The sequence below is a fragment of the Sphingomonas yantingensis genome, from assembly GCF_014199325.1.
In the GTDB taxonomy this organism is placed as follows: domain Bacteria; phylum Pseudomonadota; class Alphaproteobacteria; order Sphingomonadales; family Sphingomonadaceae; genus Sphingomonas; species Sphingomonas yantingensis.
This window is the reverse complement of sequence record NZ_JACIJJ010000003.1, coordinates 341,800-359,364: the sequence shown is the minus strand read 5'-3', so window position 1 is coordinate 359,364 and position 17,565 is coordinate 341,800. Positions and strand designations below refer to the sequence as shown.

General features: G+C 68.4%; 20 protein-coding genes, 1 tRNA gene and 1 riboswitch. Of the genes, 13 read left to right on the top strand and 8 right to left on the bottom strand.

Going from position 1 to position 17,565, the window contains the following annotated elements:
• The first annotated feature begins 26 nt into the window (after nt 1-26).
• From FHR19_RS11655 to rplT, 3 genes are all read left to right on the top strand, one after another.
• On the top strand, nt 27-845 hold the full coding sequence (locus tag FHR19_RS11655) for an inositol monophosphatase family protein (protein ID WP_184028512.1): 819 nt from the start codon (nt 27-29) through the stop codon (nt 843-845).
• A gap of 120 nt (nt 846-965) precedes the next feature.
• A complete protein-coding gene (rpmI, locus tag FHR19_RS11650; RefSeq protein ID WP_184028509.1) occupies nt 966-1,169 on the top strand; it encodes a 50S ribosomal protein L35 in 204 nt (67 codons plus the stop codon).
• A gap of 14 nt (nt 1,170-1,183) precedes the next feature.
• Nucleotides 1,184-1,549, top strand: a complete 366-nt coding sequence (gene rplT, locus FHR19_RS11645; RefSeq protein WP_184028506.1) for a 50S ribosomal protein L20 — start codon at nt 1,184-1,186, stop codon at nt 1,547-1,549.
• Nucleotides 1,550-1,621: 72 nt separating this feature from the next.
• Here the strand turns inward: rplT and FHR19_RS11640 are convergent, their stop codons facing one another.
• Nucleotides 1,622-2,047: a glycine zipper 2TM domain-containing protein gene (locus FHR19_RS11640; RefSeq protein ID WP_184028502.1), complete on the bottom strand. Its 426-nt coding sequence runs from the start codon at nt 2,045-2,047 to the stop codon at nt 1,622-1,624.
• A gap of 140 nt (nt 2,048-2,187) precedes the next feature.
• Here FHR19_RS11640 and FHR19_RS11635 point away from each other — a divergent pair, with 140 nt between their 5' ends.
• Nucleotides 2,188-2,895 carry a queuosine precursor transporter gene (locus FHR19_RS11635; RefSeq protein WP_246359475.1) on the top strand — a complete coding sequence of 236 codons (708 nt, stop codon included), beginning with the start codon at nt 2,188-2,190 and terminating at the stop codon, nt 2,893-2,895.
• Here FHR19_RS11635 and purQ read toward each other — a convergent pair.
• The 4 genes from purQ to FHR19_RS11615 all read right to left on the bottom strand — a co-directional run bounded on the left by purQ (nt 2,892) and on the right by FHR19_RS11615 (nt 6,501).
• Nucleotides 2,892-3,557: a phosphoribosylformylglycinamidine synthase subunit PurQ gene (gene purQ, locus FHR19_RS11630; RefSeq protein ID WP_184028499.1), complete on the bottom strand. Its 666-nt coding sequence runs from the start codon at nt 3,555-3,557 to the stop codon at nt 2,892-2,894. The two genes, FHR19_RS11635 and purQ, sit on opposite strands and share 4 nt — an antisense overlap.
• Entirely contained in the window at nt 3,554-3,787 is a 234-nt protein-coding gene (gene purS / locus FHR19_RS11625; protein WP_184028496.1) for a phosphoribosylformylglycinamidine synthase subunit PurS, read from the bottom strand. Before purS ends, purQ begins: the two co-directional genes overlap by 4 nt.
• A gap of 69 nt (nt 3,788-3,856) precedes the next feature.
• Complete coding sequence (locus FHR19_RS11620) at nt 3,857-5,242, bottom strand: surface lipoprotein assembly modifier (protein WP_184028492.1); 1,386 nt, start codon at nt 5,240-5,242, stop codon at nt 3,857-3,859.
• Nucleotides 5,243-5,265: 23 nt separating this feature from the next.
• Nucleotides 5,266-6,501: a transferrin-binding protein-like solute binding protein gene (locus FHR19_RS11615; protein WP_184028489.1), complete on the bottom strand. Its 1,236-nt coding sequence runs from the start codon at nt 6,499-6,501 to the stop codon at nt 5,266-5,268.
• A 152-nt stretch (nt 6,502-6,653) separates the two neighbouring features.
• On the opposite strand from FHR19_RS11615, the gene FHR19_RS11610 reads away from it, so the two are divergent.
• The 7 genes from FHR19_RS11610 (at nt 6,654) to modA (ending at nt 12,072) form a co-directional block, all read left to right on the top strand.
• A complete protein-coding gene (locus tag FHR19_RS11610) occupies nt 6,654-7,529 on the top strand; it encodes a dienelactone hydrolase family protein (RefSeq protein WP_184028486.1) in 876 nt (291 codons plus the stop codon).
• Between the two features lie 45 nt (nt 7,530-7,574).
• Entirely contained in the window at nt 7,575-8,213 is a 639-nt protein-coding gene (locus FHR19_RS11605) for a glutathione S-transferase family protein (protein ID WP_184028483.1), read from the top strand.
• An 85-nt stretch (nt 8,214-8,298) separates the two neighbouring features.
• Nucleotides 8,299-8,375 (top strand) — tRNA-Pro (locus FHR19_RS11600).
• Between the two features lie 153 nt (nt 8,376-8,528).
• Complete coding sequence (locus tag FHR19_RS11595; protein ID WP_184028481.1) at nt 8,529-8,918, top strand: hypothetical protein; 390 nt, start codon at nt 8,529-8,531, stop codon at nt 8,916-8,918.
• 64 nt (nt 8,919-8,982) lie between these two features.
• Entirely contained in the window at nt 8,983-10,794 is a 1,812-nt protein-coding gene (lepA, locus tag FHR19_RS11590) for a translation elongation factor 4 (RefSeq protein ID WP_184028478.1), read from the top strand.
• 88 nt (nt 10,795-10,882) lie between these two features.
• Entirely contained in the window at nt 10,883-11,299 is a 417-nt protein-coding gene (locus tag FHR19_RS11585; RefSeq protein WP_246359474.1) for a phasin family protein, read from the top strand.
• The gene (gene modA, locus FHR19_RS11580) at nt 11,296-12,072 is read left to right on the top strand and encodes a molybdate ABC transporter substrate-binding protein (RefSeq protein ID WP_184028475.1); all 777 of its coding nucleotides are present in this window, start codon (nt 11,296-11,298) and stop codon (nt 12,070-12,072) included. Before FHR19_RS11585 ends, modA begins: the two co-directional genes overlap by 4 nt.
• Here the strand turns inward: modA and FHR19_RS11575 are convergent.
• The 3 genes from FHR19_RS11575 to FHR19_RS11565 are packed head-to-tail and all read right to left on the bottom strand — an operon-like array spanning nt 12,069 to nt 15,543.
• Entirely contained in the window at nt 12,069-13,538 is a 1,470-nt protein-coding gene (locus tag FHR19_RS11575; protein WP_184028473.1) for a hypothetical protein, read from the bottom strand. The genes modA and FHR19_RS11575 overlap by 4 nt on opposite strands.
• Nucleotide 13,539: 1 nt before the next feature.
• Nucleotides 13,540-14,730: an aspartyl protease family protein gene (locus FHR19_RS11570; protein ID WP_184028470.1), complete on the bottom strand. Its 1,191-nt coding sequence runs from the start codon at nt 14,728-14,730 to the stop codon at nt 13,540-13,542.
• 48 nt (nt 14,731-14,778) lie between these two features.
• Nucleotides 14,779-15,543, bottom strand: a complete 765-nt coding sequence (locus tag FHR19_RS11565; protein ID WP_184028467.1) for an IclR family transcriptional regulator — start codon at nt 15,541-15,543, stop codon at nt 14,779-14,781.
• Between the two features lie 176 nt (nt 15,544-15,719).
• Nucleotides 15,720-15,812: riboswitch (glycine riboswitch) on the top strand.
• A 172-nt stretch (nt 15,813-15,984) separates the two neighbouring features.
• On the opposite strand from FHR19_RS11565, the gene gcvT reads away from it, so the two are divergent.
• Nucleotides 15,985-17,166, top strand: a complete 1,182-nt coding sequence (gene gcvT / locus FHR19_RS11560) for a glycine cleavage system aminomethyltransferase GcvT (RefSeq protein WP_184028464.1) — start codon at nt 15,985-15,987, stop codon at nt 17,164-17,166.
• A complete protein-coding gene (gcvH, locus tag FHR19_RS11555) occupies nt 17,163-17,534 on the top strand; it encodes a glycine cleavage system protein GcvH (RefSeq protein WP_184028461.1) in 372 nt (123 codons plus the stop codon). The genes gcvT and gcvH overlap by 4 nt, the downstream gene beginning before the upstream one ends.
• Nucleotides 17,535-17,565 lie beyond the last annotated feature (31 nt).

Genomic DNA, 17,565 nt, shown 5'->3' with positions numbered 1-17,565 from the left:
GGGCATCGAGCCGCTAGGGCAGGGGGATGCCCGTCAGCCAAGCCGATATCGATCTCGCCCACCGCCTCGCCGATGCGGCGGGGCATGTGATCCGCCCCTATTTCCGCGGCGCCTTTGGCCTCGAGACCAAGGGCGATCAGTCGCCCGTCACGCTCGCCGACAAGGAGGCGGAGGCGGCGATGCGGCGGCTGCTCGACGCCGAGCGGTCGGGCGATGGGATCGTCGGGGAGGAATATGGCGAGAAGCCCGGCGTCACCGGGCGGCAATGGGTACTCGATCCGATCGACGGGACGCGCAGCTTTACCGTCGGGCGCGCGATCTTCGGCACGCTGATCGCGCTGATCGAGGACGGCTGGCCGATCCTCGGCATCATCGACCAACCCGTGCAGCGCGAGCGATGGGTCGGCGTTGCGGGGCGCGACACGCTGCTCAACGGCAAGCCCGCTCGCACCCGCGCGTGCCCGGCGGTCGAGGGCGCGATCGTCGCTACCACCAGTCCGCACCTGTTCGCCGATGGCGACGTGCCGCACTTCATGTCGCTGGTCCGCGCGGTGTCGAAGGGCGCGCCGCGGCAGGGACCGGTCTATGGCGGCGACTGCTACAATTACGGCCTGTTGGCGAGCGGCCATCTGGATATCGTCGCCGAGTCCGGGCTCAAGCTCTACGACTTCGCCGCTTTGGTGCCGGTGGTCGAGGGGGCGGGCGGGCGCATGTGCGACTGGAACGGCGACCCGCTGACCGCCGCCAGCGAGGGCCATGTCCTCGCGATCGGCGATCCTGCGCGGACCGAGGAGGTGCTGGAGGCGATCCGCGGCACCGACGATCACGACCACGATCACCCCTGAAGGCTTGCCAAAACCCACGGCGGTCGATAAGCGCCGCCGCTTCCACGATCGGAAAAACGAACGGCCTGGCCAGTGTGGGCTGCCATGGCAGTTCCGGATCGTCGCGATAAGGAGACGAAAATGCCCAAGATGAAGACCAAGAGCGGTGTGAAGAAGCGCTTCAAGTTCACCGCGACGGGCAAGGTGAAGCACGGTGTCGCCGGCAAGCGTCACCGCCTGATCAGCCACAATTCCAAGTACATTCGCCAGAACCGCGGCACCAGCGTGCTGTCGGATTCGGATGCCGGTCACGTGCGCCTCTGGGCGCCGTACGGCCTGAAGTAAGGGAGGGCTGAGACATGGCACGAGTGAAGCGCGGCGTTACGACGCGGGCCAAGCACAAGCGGATTCTGGAACAGGCGAAGGGCTATTATGGCCGTCGCAAGAACACGATCCGTATCGCGCGCCAGGCGGTCGAAAAGGCCGGCCAGTACGCGTATCGCGATCGCAAGGTTAAGAAGCGGACGTTCCGCGGCCTCTGGATCCAGCGTATCAACGCCGGTGTCCGCGCCGAGGGTCTGACCTATTCGCAGTTCATGCATGGGCTGAAGCTCGCCGGCATCGAACTCGACCGGAAGGTCCTGGCCGATATCGCGATGCACGAAGGCGAAGCCTTCTCCGCGATCATCGCACAGGCGAAGAAGGCGCTGCCCAAGGCTGCTTGAGGCTTCGGCGTGAGCTTCGGCTGACGGTTTAGAGAAAGGGCGCCGGTCTTTCGATCGGCGCCCTTTTTCGTGTCAGCGGCAGGTCACGTTGTTGCGGTCGATCGCCTCGCCCGCTGCAGCGCCCGCTGCGCCGCCAAGGAGCGCGCCGAGCAGGCCCGATCCGCCGGGGCTGATCGCGGTGCCGAGCACGCCGCCCGCCAGACCGCCGACGATCAGGCCGGTCGTACCGTCCGAGCGGCGGCAATAATAGCGGCCGTCGCGGCCGGCATAGACGCGGTCGTTACGCGACAGGCGGCGCGGCTGATAGCGCGGATCGTCGCGGTAATAGCGATCGGCTTCGTACCCGCCGTACGATGGGTCGGGCCGGTCATAGTCATAGGCCGAGTATCCGCCCGCGTCCGCGTAGCGCGGCCCGCCGAGGCCATAGTCCGAACAGCCCGCCGTCAGCAGCGCGCCGCCGAGCGCCGCGCCCGAAAGCGCCAGTTTGATCCCACGCATCACCATCTCCTGTTACCGCCCCTGACGGACAAATGCGGCAGGCCGGGCTTTTGTTGCGTTGGCGATTCGCTCGGATCAATTGCGCGCATGGCCCTTCGCCCCGTTGAAGGCGGGGCGGGCGCGTGTCAGAAACCATGCCGATGACCGCCGCCACCGACGCCGCGCAACTGCGCGATCGCCCGTTCCGCTTCTTCGATTTCGTGATGGCGGCATTCGTCGTCGTCCTAGTCCTGTCGAACGTCATCGGTGCGGCGAAGCTGTCGTCGGTCGGCGGCTATGTCTTCGGGGCGGGCATCCTGTTCTTCCCCGTCAGCTACGTCATCGGCGACGTGCTGACCGAGGTGTACGGCTATGCCCGCGCGCGCCGCTGCATCTGGGCGGGGTTCGGCGCGCTCGTCTTCCTCGCGCTGATGAGCTGGGTAGTCGTCAGTTTGCCGCCCGCGCCCGGCTGGGAAGGGCAGGCGTCTTACGAAGCGGTGTTCGGCCAGGTGTGGCGGATCGTCATCGCCTCGATCACCGCCTTCTGGGCGGGCGAGTTCGTCAACAGCTTCGTGCTCGCGCGGATGAAGGTGCTGACGCAAGGCAAGGCGCTTTGGACACGGACGATCGGTTCGACCGTGGTGGGGCAGGCGGTCGACAGCCTGATCTTTTACCCCGTCGCGTTCCTGGGCGTGTGGACCACCGATCAGGTGCTGACGGTGATGGTCACCAACTGGGCGATGAAGGTGGCGTGGGAAGTCATCCTCACCCCCGCCACCTATTGGATCGTAGGCAGCCTGAAGCGAGCCGAGGGCGTCGATGTGTTCGACCGCGGCACCGACTTTACCCCTTTCCGCACAAAGGTCTAGGCGACCGCCTTCACCAGTCCCTCGAACAGGCGGCGGCCGTCGGTGCCGCCATGCGCACTCTCGATCCGGCGTTCCGGGTGCGGCATCATGCCGAGCACGTTGCCGCGATCGTTGAGCAGGCCCGCGATCCCGCGCGCCGAGCCGTTCACGTCCTCGGCATAGCGGAACGCGACGCGGCCCTCGCCCTCGAGCCGGTCGAGCGTGGCGTCGTCGGCGAAGTAATTGCCGTCATGGTGCGCGACGGGAATGCGGATCGTCTCACCCGCGGCATAGCCGCTGGTGAAGATCGACTGGCTGCTTTCGACCGTCAGATCGACGTCGCGGCACACGAAATCGAGCCGCTTGTTGCGCATCAGCGCGCCGGGCAGCAGGCCGATCTCGGTCAGGATCTGGAAGCCGTTGCAGATGCCGATCACTGGCACGCCTCGCTCGGCCTCGGCGACCACGCTCTTCACCACCGCCGACCGCGCCGCGATCGCGCCGCAGCGCAGATAGTCGCCATAGGAGAAGCCGCCGGGCAGCGCGATCAGGTCGGTGCCCGCGGGCAGCTCGCTCTCGCCGTGCCAAACCATCGCGGGTGCGGCGCCGGTCACGGCCTCGATCGCGACGGCGACATCGCGGTCGCAGTTCGATCCAGGGAAGACGATGACCGCCGACCTCATGCGACGGGCTCGACCCGGTAGTTTTCGATGACGGTGTTGGCGAGCAGCTTCTCGCACATCTCGCCGATCGCCGCGTCGCTGGTGCCGTCGGCGACCTCCAGCTCGAAGATCTTGCCCGCGCGCACATCAGCGACGCCGTCGAAGCCGAGCGAGCCCAGCGCGTGCTGGATCGCCTTGCCCTGCGGATCGAGGACGCCGGGCTTGAGGGTCACGATGACGCGGAGTTTCATGGGATCGGCCTGTTCGCTAGGGGCGGGGTCGCCGCCGCTATGGCGCGTTGGCCCTTCGCTCGCAACCCGTCAGAAGTAGCGCGCCAGCGCGAAGGTGAAGCGGCTGCGCTTGTTGTCGTAGATCGTGATCGGCGTCGCGGTGCGCGTGTAGCTGTAGCTCACCTGCGGCGAGAAGCCGAGGAAGCGCAGCTTGCGATAGCCGATCGTCGCACGGCCGACGAGGCGCCAGTCGCGACGCGCATCGGGGGAGAAGAACTCGATCGGCGCATCGAACGCGGCGCGCGACACGGTGCCCGACACCCCGAAATTGACGCCGAGCGGCAATTCGCCGCCCAGGCCGAGCGTCCCGCCGAGCTCGCGGCTCGACCAGGCGGCCTGATTGAGCCAGTCGCGGCGCGCGAACAGTCCGCCCGAGGCCACGAGCGTGCGCGAGATGCCGCGCTCGTAAGTGGCATAGAGCCCGCCCTGCCAGCCGCTGAATCCGTCGTCGAAGCGCGCATCGGTGCGGCGCATGTCGAGCTGAAGCCCGAGGCGTGCGCGCGGCCCCGCCGCGGTCTGTGCGCCCAGCCGGACGCCCGCCTGCCGGGTGAGCAGGTCGCCGCCGAACCAGCGCTGTGACCCGACCGCCTGGAGCGAGACCGCCGCGATCTGGCCGAGGCGCAGCTCCGGACCGACCGCGAGCTGCGCCGAATAATCGTCGTACGCGGCGCCCTTGTAGTTGGTGCCCGCGGTGTCGAGGTCGACGAGCATCGACATCTGCCTGGCGACGGGCAGGCGCAGGCCGGCCGAAAGCGTGCCGGTCTGGCCGGTGCCCGACTTCGCCTTTGCCTCGTCGCTCAGCTGGAGCGGGATCTCGAACTCGCCGAAGCGGCCGATGACGGTGTCGACGCTGGTCGCGTTGTTGATGTTGCTGTCAGGGGCGAGGCCGACCGAGAAGTCGAGCCGCCACGCGCGCTGCTGGCGGATGACGTCGCGGACGGTGCGGATCGTGCGCGCGACTTCGGGCGTCAAGTCGCCCGACTGCTCGGCCATGCGGAACTGGCGATCGGCGGCCTGTCGGTCGCCCATCGCCAGCATCGTCGAGGCCAGCTCGAGCCGGACGCGCGTCTGTGCCGGGTCGTCGGCGAGGATCGCCTTGTACTGCTCCGCCGCGCCGTGCAGGTCGCCTGACTGCTGCGCGACATAGGCCGAAAGGAACCTGGTCTGGAAGTCGAAGCCCGGCGCCTGGCGCAGTGCCGCGATCAGCGGGCGCGCCTCGTCATAGCGCTTGGCGGCGACCAGCTTCTGGACATGGCCGAGCAGCTGCGGCGCGGTCAACTTGACCTCGCACCGGCCGGCGATGCAGCTCGGCGTGCCGGTTTCGGCGGCGGCGGGTGTCACCTCGTCGGCCGAGAGCGCGGGGGCGGCGCTCCCCGCCGCGGACAATGCGGCGAGGAAACCCAGGATCGGGGGCATCGGGGCGGTCCCGGTCCGGCCGCTTACTTCTTCGCGCCGGTAAAGGCGCCGAGGATGTCGACTCGCTGGTCGGGAATGCCGCCGATGATGCGGAAGCCGCCGCCGACATTGACCGCATTGGGTCCATAGAAGCTGCCGTCGATCGAATTGGCGCCGGCGGTCGAGGTGCTGCCGTTGACCTTTGCGAAATCGGGGCGGACCACCGTGCCGTTGGGCTGGGTGAAGGCGGCGGTGACGAAGTTGCCGGTGAAGCCGCCGGTCTTGGTCAGGTCGATCTTGCCCGTACCCTCTGCCTTGAACGTTGAGCCGGAGGCGACGCCGACGAAGCTGTTGTCGATGATCTGCCCGCCATAGTTGGCGGCCGACACCGTGCCGTTCATCAGCACCGACATGGTCGCGGCGGCGAAGTCGAACTTGAGCTCGCTCGTCCCCGTGATCCACTGGAAATAGGTCGGGAAGCGCGCGGTATCGAGCGAGGTGTTCGACACCATCGTTGCCAGCATCCCGCCCGAGAAGGTGGCCTGGCCGGTCAGCGGAATCTGCGTCCGCCCGGTCGATTCGCCGAAGACGAACGCACCGCGCTCGAACACTGATTCGCTGTTTGCCGTATTGGCCAGCGGGTTTCGCGTCGGATTGAAGGCGTTGCGCACATAGCCCGCGAGCGAGACGTACTTCGTCTGCGACCCCGGCCGCTGATAGAAGAAGGTGATCGCATCGACCCGCTCGGTCGAGCTCGATGGGCCGACACCCTCCAGATAGTTGAAGTCAGTGAGGTTGGTCGGCGTGCCCCATTGCGGGTTGGCGACGCCGCCATAGTCGGTGCGGTGCGCCGGGTCCTGGAACCGGTAGTTGTTCAGGCTGACGTTCGCGGCGGTATCGGCCAGCGTCACCGTGAAGATCCCGTCACGCGGATTGTAGCTGATCTCGCCCGAGGGCGCGCGGACGGTCGCGGCGTTGCCCGCATAGAGCCTCGGCCCCTCGACCCCCTCGACCCCGGTTTCGGTCACGTTCAGCGAATGGAGGCCGCCCACCGCTTGGAAACTGGTGGTCGTGCCGACGTCGAGGAAATGCGCGGGCGTCGGGGTCGGCGTCGCGGTACCGCCGGTACCGCCACCGATGCCCCCGCCCGAACCGCCGCCGGTGCCCGTGCCCGTGCCGCCCGTGGGCGGCGCGATGCTGCCCGCGGTCTGCGCGTCGGTACCGCCGCCGCCGCAAGCGGCTAGCGCGAAAAGCGGCAGCGCCGCAAACCACTTACGCATCGAAATCTCCCCTGTCCCCCAAATGGCGGTCACGGATGGGGCGATAACCGGAAAAGGGTTAAGAGCGCCTAAAGGTCGCGGGCATTCCGCCGATGCGGGCGACGCGCTACGCCGGTGACAGCGCGATTCGACTCGCCGGGAGAGATGCAGCCATGACCGATCTTCGCCGACAGGCCATCGATATCTACGACGCCTTTACGCACGAGCATCGCGACCGCCGCCGCATGCTGGCGGAGATGACGGTGCTGGCGGGCAGCGTCGCGGCGGCGGAGACGCTGATCGCGGGCCTCGCCCCCTCCGCGGCAGCCGCGCAGCAGGTCGATCCCGCCGACAAGCGGTTGAAGACGGGGCGCAGTCCGCTGCCGACCGGCGTCGGTGCGCCGCTCGATGCCTATTTCGCGGGCCCCGCGTCGGCCAAGGGTGCGCGCGGTGTGGTCATGGTGATCCACGAGAATCGCGGGCTCAATGCGCATATCGAGGATGTGGCCCGCCGCATCGCGCTGGCGGGGTATATCGCGGTCGCGCCCGATTTCCTGACCCCGGCCGGCGGCACGCCCGCCGATCCGGACCAGGCGCGCGACCTGATCGGCAAGCTCGACCTTGCGCAGACGGTCGCCGCCGCGGCGGGCGCGGTCCGGTCGCTGGGCATGCGCGACGGCAAGCGGATGAAGGTCGGAGTCGTCGGCTTCTGCTGGGGCGGGGCGATGGTGAATCGCGTTGCGGTGGCGGCGGGGCAGGGGCTCGACGCGGCAGTGAGCTATTACGGCCCCGCGCCCGATCCGGCCGAGGCGGGCAAGGTGAGCGCGGCGATGATCCTCCAGCTTGCCGGCAACGACGCCCGCGTCAACGCGACCGCCGAGCCATGGGGCGCGGCGCTGAAGGCGGCGGGCAAGGACGTCGCCGTCTACGAATATCCGGGGGTCGAGCACGCCTTCAACAACGACACCTCCGCCGAGCGGTACAATGCGGCGGCGGCGAAGCTGGCATGGAGCCGCACGCTGGCGCTGTTCGACCGCAAGCTGCGTTGACGCGCCGCGAAGTTCGTGTTCCGTTCTGGTTGAGGGAGATCTGCCATGGCCGCCGAACTGACGCTTTATACCAATCCTATGTCGCGCGGGCAGATCGCCCGCTGGATGGTGCATGAGACTGGGGTGCCGCACGATGTCGTCCTGCTCGACTACGGCACCACGATGAAGGCGGCCGAGTATCGCGCGATCAACCCGATGGGGAAGGTGCCTGCGATCGTTCACCGGCGGCAGGTCGTGACCGAATGCGCGGCGATCTGTGCCTATCTGGCGGACGTAGTGCCCGATCGCGATCTGGCCCCGCCGCCGGCCGACCGAGGCGATTATTATCGCTGGCTGTTCTTCGCCGCCGGGCCGCTCGAACAGGCGATCATCACCCGCGCGCTGGGGATCGAGGTGGCGGCCGAGAAGCGCGCGATGGTCGGCTTCGGCACTTACGACGAGGCGGTAGGGACGCTCGAGGACTGGCTGAAAAGTCATGACTTTGTTGCAGCAGGCCGGTTCACCGCGGCCGATGTCTACGTCGGCTCGCACGTGATGTGGGGACTGCGCTTTGGCTCGCTGCCGACGCTCCCGGCGTTCGAGGCCTATGCCGCGCGCCTCGCCGAGCGGCCCGCGGCGCAGTCGGCAAAGGCGGCGGACGAGGCCCTGATCGCCGAGATGCAGGCGGCGGCAAGCGCATCGTGAAAAGTCGGCGAAGGCCGCTTGCGTCGCCGAAACAGCCTGCTATACGGCGCGCCTCGCCACCGGGGTTCGCCCCGTCGGCGCCGGTCGGGGAATAGCTCAGCCTGGTAGAGCACTGTCTTCGGGAGGCAGGGGCCGGAGGTTCGAATCCTCTTTCCCCGACCAATTTCTTTCCCGCTTCGTCGAGAGGGTCTGGCGCTTCGGCGCCGCCCGCCTCCGAGATTTCCGCTTCGCAACCGTTCGCGCTTGGCGAAAGCGTTTGACTATCAAATCTACATATATAGCTTGATTTGATATACGTGCGTTGGGGGAGGGGGCATGGGACGATTGGCCAAGGTCGGTGCGGTCGTACTCGCGCTGCTTCTTGCGGCGGCGGGATACCGGCTGTTCCTCTACGACGCCTATGTCCCGGCGGGCGAGGCGGGGGTGTTCCGCAACATGTGCTGCGGCACCGTGGCGCTGTCGAACGGCGACCTGCTGCTCAACGATCGAAAGGCGGTCCGCTATGTCGTCGGCCGCGACGAGCGCGGCCCCTACATCCTGCCGCGTTTCTATGTCGGGGCCTTCCCCTATCGGCGGTTCGAGATCGACGGATCGGCACGCGCGGTGAAGCTGCGCCTCGACCGGCTGCCTGCGCCGACGCGCATCACGCTGTATCAGGGCGAGGCGGCGTACGACTTCGCCCGGATCGCGCCGCCGAAGCGGTGATGTCCCACGGGCGAAAAGCCCGCTTTGGCAAGTGCCGCATTCGATGCTATCGGCCGCGCCGACCATGAGCACGCCCCAGTCCAAGATCCGCAATTTTTCGATCATCGCCCATATCGACCATGGCAAGTCGACGCTGGCCGACCGTCTGATCCAGCGCACCGGCGGCCTCGCCGATCGCGAGATGTCCGAGCAGGTGCTCGACAACATGGACATCGAAAAGGAACGCGGCATCACCATCAAGGCGCAGACCGTGCGCCTCGATTGGAAGGGGCCGGACGGCGAGGATTATGTCCTCAACCTCATGGACACGCCGGGCCATGTCGACTTCGCCTATGAGGTGTCGCGCAGCCTGGCGGCGTGCGAGGGCGCGCTGCTGGTCGTCGACGCGGCGCAGGGCGTGGAGGCACAGACGCTCGCAAACGTCTATCAGTCGATCGAGCACGACCATGAGATCGTGCCCGTCATCAACAAGATCGACCTGCCCTCCGCCGAGCCCGAAAAGGTGCGGCACGAGATCGAGGAGATCATCGGCCTCGACGCCTCCAACGCGGTGCTCGCCAGCGCCAAGGCGGGGATCGGGATCGAGGATATTCTCAACGCGGTGTGCGAGCGCATTCCGCCGCCCAAGGGCGATGCGAATGCACCGCTGAAGGCGATGCTCGTCGACAGCTGGTACGACCCGTATCTGGGCGTCGTGATCCTTGTGCGCGTGATGGACGGGACGCTGAAGAAGGGTCAGCAGGTCAAGTTCATGCAGTCGGGGACGACGCATCTGGTCGATCGCGTCGGCTGCTTCCGGCCCAAGATCGAGCAATTGTCGGACCTCGGCCCCGGCGAGATCGGCTTCATCACCGCGCAGATCAAGGAAGTGGCGCAGGCGCGCGTCGGCGACACGCTTACCGACGCCAAGAAGCCTGCGGCCGAACCGCTCGAGGGCTTCAAGGAAGTGCAGCCGGTCGTGTTCTGCGGCCTGTTCCCGACCGACGCCAACGACTTCGAGAAGCTGCGCGAATCGATTAGCAAGCTGCGCCTGAACGACGCCAGCTTCAGCTTCGAGATGGAAACCTCGGCCGCGCTCGGCTTCGGCTTCCGCTGCGGCTTCCTCGGCCTCCTGCACCTCGAGATCATTCAGGAGCGGTTGAGCCGCGAATACGACCTCGACCTCATCACCACCGCGCCGTCGGTCGTCTATCAGATCGAGCTGACGCATGGCGGCGGGCATCTGGAGCTTCACAACCCGGCGGACATGCCCGATCCCAACAAGATCGAGACGATCGCCGAACCGTGGATCGAGGCGACGATCTACGTACCCGACGAATATCTCGGCCCCATCCTGAAGCTGTGCCAGGATCGCCGCGGCATCCAGAAGGACCTGACGTACGTCGGCGGCCGCGCGCAGGTGAAGTATGAGCTGCCGCTCAACGAAGTGGTGTTCGACTTCTACGACCGGCTGAAATCGATCAGCCGCGGCTATGCCAGCTTCGACTATGAGCAGGTCGGCTATCGCGAGGGCGACCTCGTCAAGATGAGCATCCTCGTCAACAACGAGCCCGTCGACGCGCTGTCGATGATCGTCCACCGCTCGACCGCCGAGAGCCGCGGGCGCGGCATGTGCGAGCGGCTGAAGGACCTGATCCCGCGCCACCTGTTCAAGATCCCGATCCAGGCGGCGATCGGCGGCAAGGTCGTGGCGCGAGAGACGATCGCGGCGCTGCGCAAGGACGTGACCGCCAAATGCTATGGCGGCGACATCAGCCGCAAGCGCAAGCTCCTCGACAAGCAGAAGGAAGGCAAGAAGCGGATGCGCGAGTATGGCTCGGTCAGCATCCCGCAGGAAGCTTTCATCGCCGCGCTGCGCATGGGTGACGATAGCTGACCGCTCGTCCCCGACGCTTCTGGAACAAGGGCGTGGTTCGGGCGTCGAACCGGCGAAGCCGAAACGGCACGTACTGGGAGTAACGGTCATGGCGAAGAACCCGAACGAAGCGGTGGATCAGGCCACCGACACGGCCAAGGCCGGCATGGATGCGGCGCAGGACGGCGCGCGCCGCGCCGGCGAGCAGATGCAGGACGGCATGGCCCGCGCGACCGAAGGCATGCAGGCTGCGGGCGAGCGGATGAAGGCGACGGGCGAGGCGATGGCCGATGCCGGATCGCAACTCGGCCTCAAGATGCTCGACCAGGCCGAGACGAACACGCGCGAGGCCTTTCAGGCGATGCGCTCGGCCGCGCAGGCCAACGATCTGTCCGAGGTGATGCGTATCCAGACCGAGTTCTTGCGCGAGCAGAGCAGCCGGTCGGTGGCGCAGGTGCGCGAGATCGGCGAACTGATCGCCGATTTCGGTCGCAACGCGATCGGCCAGATGACGGGCCGCCGTTGAGGCAGCGCTTTTGGGCGGCGCGGCGGCTGTTCGTCGCCGCGCTCGCCTTGTTCCTTGTCCCCGCGCCCGCACTTGCCCAGCGTGGGCCGCTAGTGCTGGCCGCCGCGAGCATGCAGGACGCGCTGGAGGCGGCGGCCGATGCTTACGCGCGGAGGGGACGCCCGCGGCCCGTCCTGTCGTTCGCCGCATCTTCCGCGCTGGCGCGGCAGATTGCGGCGGGGGCGCCGGCCGATCTGTTCGTGTCGGCAGACGAACCATGGATGGACGACTTGGAGAAGCGCGGGTTGCTGGCACGGGGAACACGCGCGACGCTCGCCGGCAATCGCCTCGTGCTCGTTGCGCCTGCGAGCAGCCGGGTGCGCGTCGACCTGCGGCCGGGCGTCGATCTGGCGCGGGCATTGGGCAACGGAAGGCTGGCGATGGCCGACCCGGACGCGGTGCCCGCCGGGCGCTATGGCCAGGCCGCGCTGACGCGGCTAGGTACGTGGCGCGGCGTCGAGGCTCGCGTAGCACGCGCGGAGAATGTGCGCGCGGCGCTGGCACTGGTCGAGCGGCGTGCGTCGCCGCTCGGTATCGTCTATGCCACCGACGCGCGGGCCTCGCGCAGGGTGCGCGTCGTCGGTGTGTTCCCGGCGGCGAGCCATCCGCCGATCCGTTATCCGATCGCGCGGCTTGCCCGGTCGCGGGATGTGGGCAGCGAGCTGTTCCGCCGCTTCCTACTCGGCCGATCTGGGCAATCCATCTTGAAGAAGTTCGGTTTTGCTGCGCGTTAGCGGCGGAAGTTGAGGTCGTTCCTCAAGTAGATCACGGTTCGCCAGCCACTGCGCGGCGTCGTCCAGACCCGGCGATAGTCGCGCCGCATCGCTGCCTTGACCGCGGCGAGGCTGCCGGGGTTCCAGATCGTCAGGTTGCGTGTCGAAGTGACGATCACCGGCGGCCGGCGGCCCATAATCCGGCGGACCTCACCCGCCTCGTCGATGCCGGTCGCGCCCTGTTCGGTCGAATAGGCGAGCAGGTTCGGAAACACATAAGCGGTCGGCAGGCAGGTACCCGACAGCGCGTAGGTGATCGTGTCGCCGATGAAGACATAGGGGCATTGCCCATGCGCGTTGAGGGCGACCAGCCGCGCAGTCTCCCGCGCGCCCGGCGCGTCGTCGGCGACGAACGCCCGCTCGGCAAGGAACAGCAATAGCCCGATGCCGAGCGCCCCAACCGCCGCACGCGGGCGCCGGCCGAACGTCGCGGCGGACAGCAGCGAGAGCGGGGCGATCAGCGGCAGGGCATAGTGGTCGAAGAACGTCCCGATCGCCCCGAAACCGAACAGCGCCGCGATCAGCCAGCCATAGGCAAGCGCCAGCGGGGCGGGTGTCGGCCGCGGCCTGAGCCGCCATCCGAGCAGTGCGCAGGCAATGAGCGGCGATAGCTGCGCGGCGATACCAAGCAGCCGCATTGCCAGCTCGCCCGGCGGATAGGGCGCGCGCAGGAAGATCGAGCTGAAGTTGGCGAACCAGAACGCCTCTGCTGCGGCGGGCCCCATCGTGGCATAGGCGGCATAGGCGATCGCGGTCGGCAACAGCCCCGCCACCGCCCACGCCAGACCGGCGACGATCAGCCCGCCGCGGCGCCCGCCAGCGCGGTGCAGCCACCAGAGATGGGCAAGGCCGACGAACGCTCCCTCCACCGCGGCGGTGTACTTCACCTGAATCGCGACGCCCGCCAGCAGGCAGGCGATCAGCCCCGAGCGCAGGATCGCGGCCCGCCGCTGTGCCGTGGCGAGCGCCGGCAGCGCCAGCGTCCCGAACACCGCGACCGCGACCAGCAGATTGTAGAAGACCGGCGCCTGTCCGCCGCGCCCGCCCAGCATCGGCAGCCAGAGGAGATAGGCGATCCCGGCCAGCAGCGCCCCACTCGGCCGCGCGCCGACGCGCAGGCTGGCGGATCGCACCACCGCGGCGGTGGCGATCGCGGCGGCGGTGGCCATCAACTGATAGGCGAGGATGCCGTCACCCGGAAAGGCGGCGGCGACGGCATAGATCAGGAACAGGCCGACGGGTTTCCGGTCCCAGATATCGATGAACGGCACCGCGCCGTGCCACATCCGCTCGCCGACCAGCAGGTAGAATTGCTCATCGACATGGACGACCGGGTTGCCGAAGTCCCAGACGCGCAGGCCAAGCGCGACGAGCGCGAGCAGGAGAAGCGGGACCGCAGCCCGCAGGCGGACCGGCGTCGCGGGCATGTCAGTAGAAGTTCTTGAGCGTCAGCCGCCGCTCGGTCCCGTCGCACATGCCGAAGCGCAGCACGCGCCCCGGCGCCCCCGCGGACCAGCCGGTATCGACGCTGCCGCCCGTGGGGGGTGGGACCGGCGTGCCGTCGACGGTGCAGATCTGCTCGCGCGCCTTCCATCCCGCGGCGGCGGCGGGACTGCCGCGCATGACGTGAAGCACGCTCAGCCGGCCGCTGTCATAGCCGACCAGCAGGCCGCTGGTCGAGCGGACCGGCGCATCCCTCGCGGTCGCGGTGGGCGAGAGAATCATGTGGCCGGCGCGCGCATCCATGAGCACGCGATAGCGCTGGAACAGGCCGTTGCCGAGCCGCCCGATCGTCCCCGTCTGGTCGGAAAAGCCGCCCTTGGGCTCGATCCGCGTCTCGATCGCGACGGGGCCGACGCTGCCGAAGCGGACCGCAGGGAGGACCGCGAGATCCGTTTCGATCGCGCCGCCCAGGCCGAATGCCACGGCGCTGGTCGTCGCGGCAGGCTTAGCGCGAAGCCCGGCCCAGCCGGTGCGCGACAGCGTGAGCGCAGCGCCGTCGCCGGTATCGACGATCAGCGGCCGGACCTGTCGGCCCGCGATCGTCGCCGCGGTCGAGAAGACGCCCGTGCGCGGCAACCGGGCGAGCGGCGCTCGCGGCCCCGCGAACGGCATCCGCCCGCTCGGCAACAGGCGAAAGCGGCGCGCCGCATAGTCGATGTCGAGCGCGCAGCAGGCGAGCAGGTCGCTGCCGATCAGAATGTCGACGGGCTCGGCGCCGCCCGTGGCGATCGCGGAGAGGTCCACGACCGCAAGCCGCGCGCGCGCCTGCGTCAGGGCACCGAGCGAAAGGCGTTCCACCCGCGTCCAGCCGAGCGGCACGGCACCGCCGATCGCATCCGCCCGCTCGCCGCGGCCGGGTTCGAGCTTCAGGCTCGCACGGTTGGCGAACAGGCGCGAGGCGACGCTCGTGCTGACGCCGGTGTCGAGAATGGCGGTCGCGCGGGCACTGCCGATATCCATCGCGAAGCGGATCTGGTTGCCGGGGGTCAGCTCGAACGGGACCCAGCGCTGTTCGGCATCATGCGCGAGCAGCGGCTCGGCGACGTCAACGGGGACGCCGGGCGCCGCGGAAATGGGCAGGGCGACGAACGCCAGCAGGACGAGGTTCCAACGCACGGCCGCACGCCTAGCGCGCTTCGTCGCAGCATCCTAGCGGATTGGCGCTCAATTCGCCGCGATCAGGTCGGTGATGCGCCGGAGCAACGCCGCCGCCTTTGCCGCGGTCGGCTCGTCATAGCGGACGACGGGGATGGCGAAGCCGAACGCGCCGACCGGCTCGCCGTCGACGACCGCCAGGCGGGCGACACCGTGGATGCCCGGGCTATGCTCCTCGTGCGTGTGGGCGAATCCTGCTTGCCGGATCGCCACGATCTCCGCCCGCAGGCCCGCCTCGTCGCAGATCGTCGTGGGCGTAAAGCGGCTCCGCTCGGTTTCGGAGAGATAGGTGTCGACCTCGGCATCGCTCAGCGCCGCCAACAGCACCTTGCCCGCGGCAAAGCCATGGAGCGGCACACGGCGGCCGACCTCCACCGCGTAACGCAGCGCGTGGTCGCTCGTCTCGGTCACCACCGCCTCGCATTCCCAGCCGCGGCGCACGAAGAAGGAAGCGGTCTCGTTGAGCTGCACCCTGAGCGCGCGGACGAGCGGCGCGGCCCGCTCCGCCAGCGAGAAGCCGGCCCCGCGCGCCTGCAACCGCTCCAGCCGGGGGCCGGGCGAATAGCGTCGCCCCTCCCGCGAAAGATAGCCGCGCTCGACCAGCGTGGTCAGGAGATAGGACAGGCTCGACACCGGGATCAGCAACGCCCCGGCGATCTCCTGCGCGACGAGCGGGCGTCCGTGCGCGACGACGTACTCGAGGATGTCGAGCGTGCGCATCGCCGATTTGACGGTCGCTGTCGTGGCGGCGGCGGGCTGCGGAGAATCGGACATGCCGGGCCTCTATACCGCGATCGCGCCAACGCCGCGCCTGTTCCGATATGCGATGGTTTCGTGCCGACGAAGGGGCTGACTGGCCGGGCCATCAAAAACGGTCATCGCGGCGCTTCCCCGATTGACAGTCCTGCTGCACCGCGACAGGTCTGTTCGTGTCGCGGCCGGGCAACCGGCGGACACGCGCGGGAGAGTGCGGGCCGCAAGGCTCGCCACCGAAGGAGCAACCGCCCCGGAATCTCTCAGGTGCCAAGGACCGCGCGGGTCAGGCGACACTCTGGAAAGCGGCGCCGGTTGTTCCCGGTGCCCACCGAAGGGGTAACCTGGGTCCGCCCGGGGAAAGCTCTCAGGTTCCCGTGACAGAGGGGGCGACGGGTCGATCGGCCGGACAGGACGATCGCGCGCGTCGCGTGACCACCCCCTGTGCCCATGGAACCGCCCATGACCGACGACACGCTGCTCGAAGACGAGCTTGCCCCGCCCGAGACGCTGACGCTGCCGCTCGACGGCTGGCACCGGGCGCAGGGCGCGCGGATGGTCGAGTTCGCGGGCTACCACATGCCGATCCAGTATGAAGGCATCATGGCCGAGCACCAGTGGGTGCGCGAAGCCGCGGGCCTGTTCGATGTCAGCCATATGGGCCAGCTTCGCATCGCCGGGCCGAATGTGGTCGCGGCGCTTGAGGCGCTGTTGCCCGCCGACGTGGCCGGGCTGGGCGAGGGGCGCCAGCGTTACTCGCTGCTGCTCGCCGACGATGGCGGCATCCTCGACGACCTGATGCTGGCACGACTGCCCGCGGGCGACCCGCTCGGCGACGGCGATGCGGGCGAGCCTGCCTTCTATATGGTCGTCAACGGCGCGACCAAGTGGGACGACATGGGCCACCTGCGCGAGCGGCTGGACGATGCGATCACGCTCAACCTGCTCGACGAGCGCGCGCTGCTGGCGCTGCAGGGGCCGAAGGCTGTCGATGTGCTCGATCGGCTGGTGCCCGGCGTGGCCACGCTTGGCTTCATGCAGGCGGGGGCGTTCGACTGGAACGGCAGCTCGCTCTGGATCAGCCGTTCGGGCTATACCGGCGAGGACGGGTTCGAGATTTCGGTGCCCGACACGGCGGTCGAGGCGCTGGCAGCGGCGCTGGTCGCCGAGCCGGAGGTAAAGCCCATCGGCCTCGGCGCGCGCGATTCGCTGCGGCTTGAGGCCGGGTTGCCGCTCTACGGCCACGACCTGACGCCCGAGACGACGCCGGTCGAGGCCGATCTCGGCTTCGCGCTGTCGAAGCGGCGGCGCGAGGAGGGCCGCTTTCCGGGTGCCGAACGTATCCTCGGCGAACATGTAAACGGCAGCGCGATGAAGCGCGTCGGCCTGACCGTCGAGGGGCGCCAGCCGGTGCGCGAGGGTGCGCTAGTCATCGACGAAGGGGGCGCGCCGATCGGCCGCGTCACCTCCGGCGGGTTCGCGCCGAGCGTCGGCGAGCCGATCGCCATGGCCTTCGTTCCCGCCGCGCTCGCTGCGCCGGGTACCGCGATCCATCTTCTCCAGCGGGGTAAGCCGCACGCCGCCACCGTCGTGCCCATGCCCTTCGTCCCCCACCGCTATGTACGCAAGGGAGCGCCCAAGTGACCCGTTACTTCACCAATGAACATGAATGGATTGACGTCGATGGCGACACCGCGACGGTCGGCATCACCGACTATGCGCAGGGCCAGCTCGGCGACATCGTCTTCGTCGAAGTGCCCGAGGAAGGGCGCGAGGTGTCGAAGGGCGGCGAGGCCGCCGTGGTCGAGAGCGTCAAGGCGGCGAGCGACGTCTACGCCCCCGTCACCGGCACCGTTACCGAGGGCAATGCGGCGCTGACCGACGACCCCTCGCTGGTCAACAGCGATCCGGAGAACAGCGGCTGGTTCTTCAAGCTGACCCTCGCCGACAAAGGCGAGCTCGATGGCCTGATGGATGAGGCCGCGTACAAGGACTTCGTCGCAAGTCTCTGATTTTTAGCCGCTCGCCATTAGTGGGCGGGCA

Coding starts and splice junctions, on each gene's coding strand:
- FHR19_RS11655 (WP_184028512.1), top strand. CDS start 27: ATGCCCGTCAGCCAAGCCGATATCGATCTCGCCCACCGCCTCGCCGAT.
- rpmI (WP_184028509.1), top strand. CDS start 966: ATGCCCAAGATGAAGACCAAGAGCGGTGTGAAGAAGCGCTTCAAGTTC.
- rplT (WP_184028506.1), top strand. CDS start 1,184: ATGGCACGAGTGAAGCGCGGCGTTACGACGCGGGCCAAGCACAAGCGG.
- FHR19_RS11640 (WP_184028502.1), bottom strand. CDS start 2,047: ATGCGTGGGATCAAACTGGCGCTTTCGGGCGCGGCGCTCGGCGGCGCG.
- FHR19_RS11635 (WP_246359475.1), top strand. CDS start 2,188: ATGACCGCCGCCACCGACGCCGCGCAACTGCGCGATCGCCCGTTCCGC.
- purQ (WP_184028499.1), bottom strand. CDS start 3,557: ATGAGGTCGGCGGTCATCGTCTTCCCTGGATCGAACTGCGACCGCGAT.
- purS (WP_184028496.1), bottom strand. CDS start 3,787: ATGAAACTCCGCGTCATCGTGACCCTCAAGCCCGGCGTCCTCGATCCG.
- FHR19_RS11620 (WP_184028492.1), bottom strand. CDS start 5,242: ATGCCCCCGATCCTGGGTTTCCTCGCCGCATTGTCCGCGGCGGGGAGC.
- FHR19_RS11615 (WP_184028489.1), bottom strand. CDS start 6,501: ATGCGTAAGTGGTTTGCGGCGCTGCCGCTTTTCGCGCTAGCCGCTTGC.
- FHR19_RS11610 (WP_184028486.1), top strand. CDS start 6,654: ATGACCGATCTTCGCCGACAGGCCATCGATATCTACGACGCCTTTACG.
- FHR19_RS11605 (WP_184028483.1), top strand. CDS start 7,575: ATGGCCGCCGAACTGACGCTTTATACCAATCCTATGTCGCGCGGGCAG.
- FHR19_RS11595 (WP_184028481.1), top strand. CDS start 8,529: ATGGGACGATTGGCCAAGGTCGGTGCGGTCGTACTCGCGCTGCTTCTT.
- lepA (WP_184028478.1), top strand. CDS start 8,983: ATGAGCACGCCCCAGTCCAAGATCCGCAATTTTTCGATCATCGCCCAT.
- FHR19_RS11585 (WP_246359474.1), top strand. CDS start 10,883: ATGGCGAAGAACCCGAACGAAGCGGTGGATCAGGCCACCGACACGGCC.
- FHR19_RS11575 (WP_184028473.1), bottom strand. CDS start 13,538: ATGCCCGCGACGCCGGTCCGCCTGCGGGCTGCGGTCCCGCTTCTCCTG.
- FHR19_RS11565 (WP_184028467.1), bottom strand. CDS start 15,543: ATGTCCGATTCTCCGCAGCCCGCCGCCGCCACGACAGCGACCGTCAAA.
- gcvT (WP_184028464.1), top strand. CDS start 15,985: ATGACCGACGACACGCTGCTCGAAGACGAGCTTGCCCCGCCCGAGACG.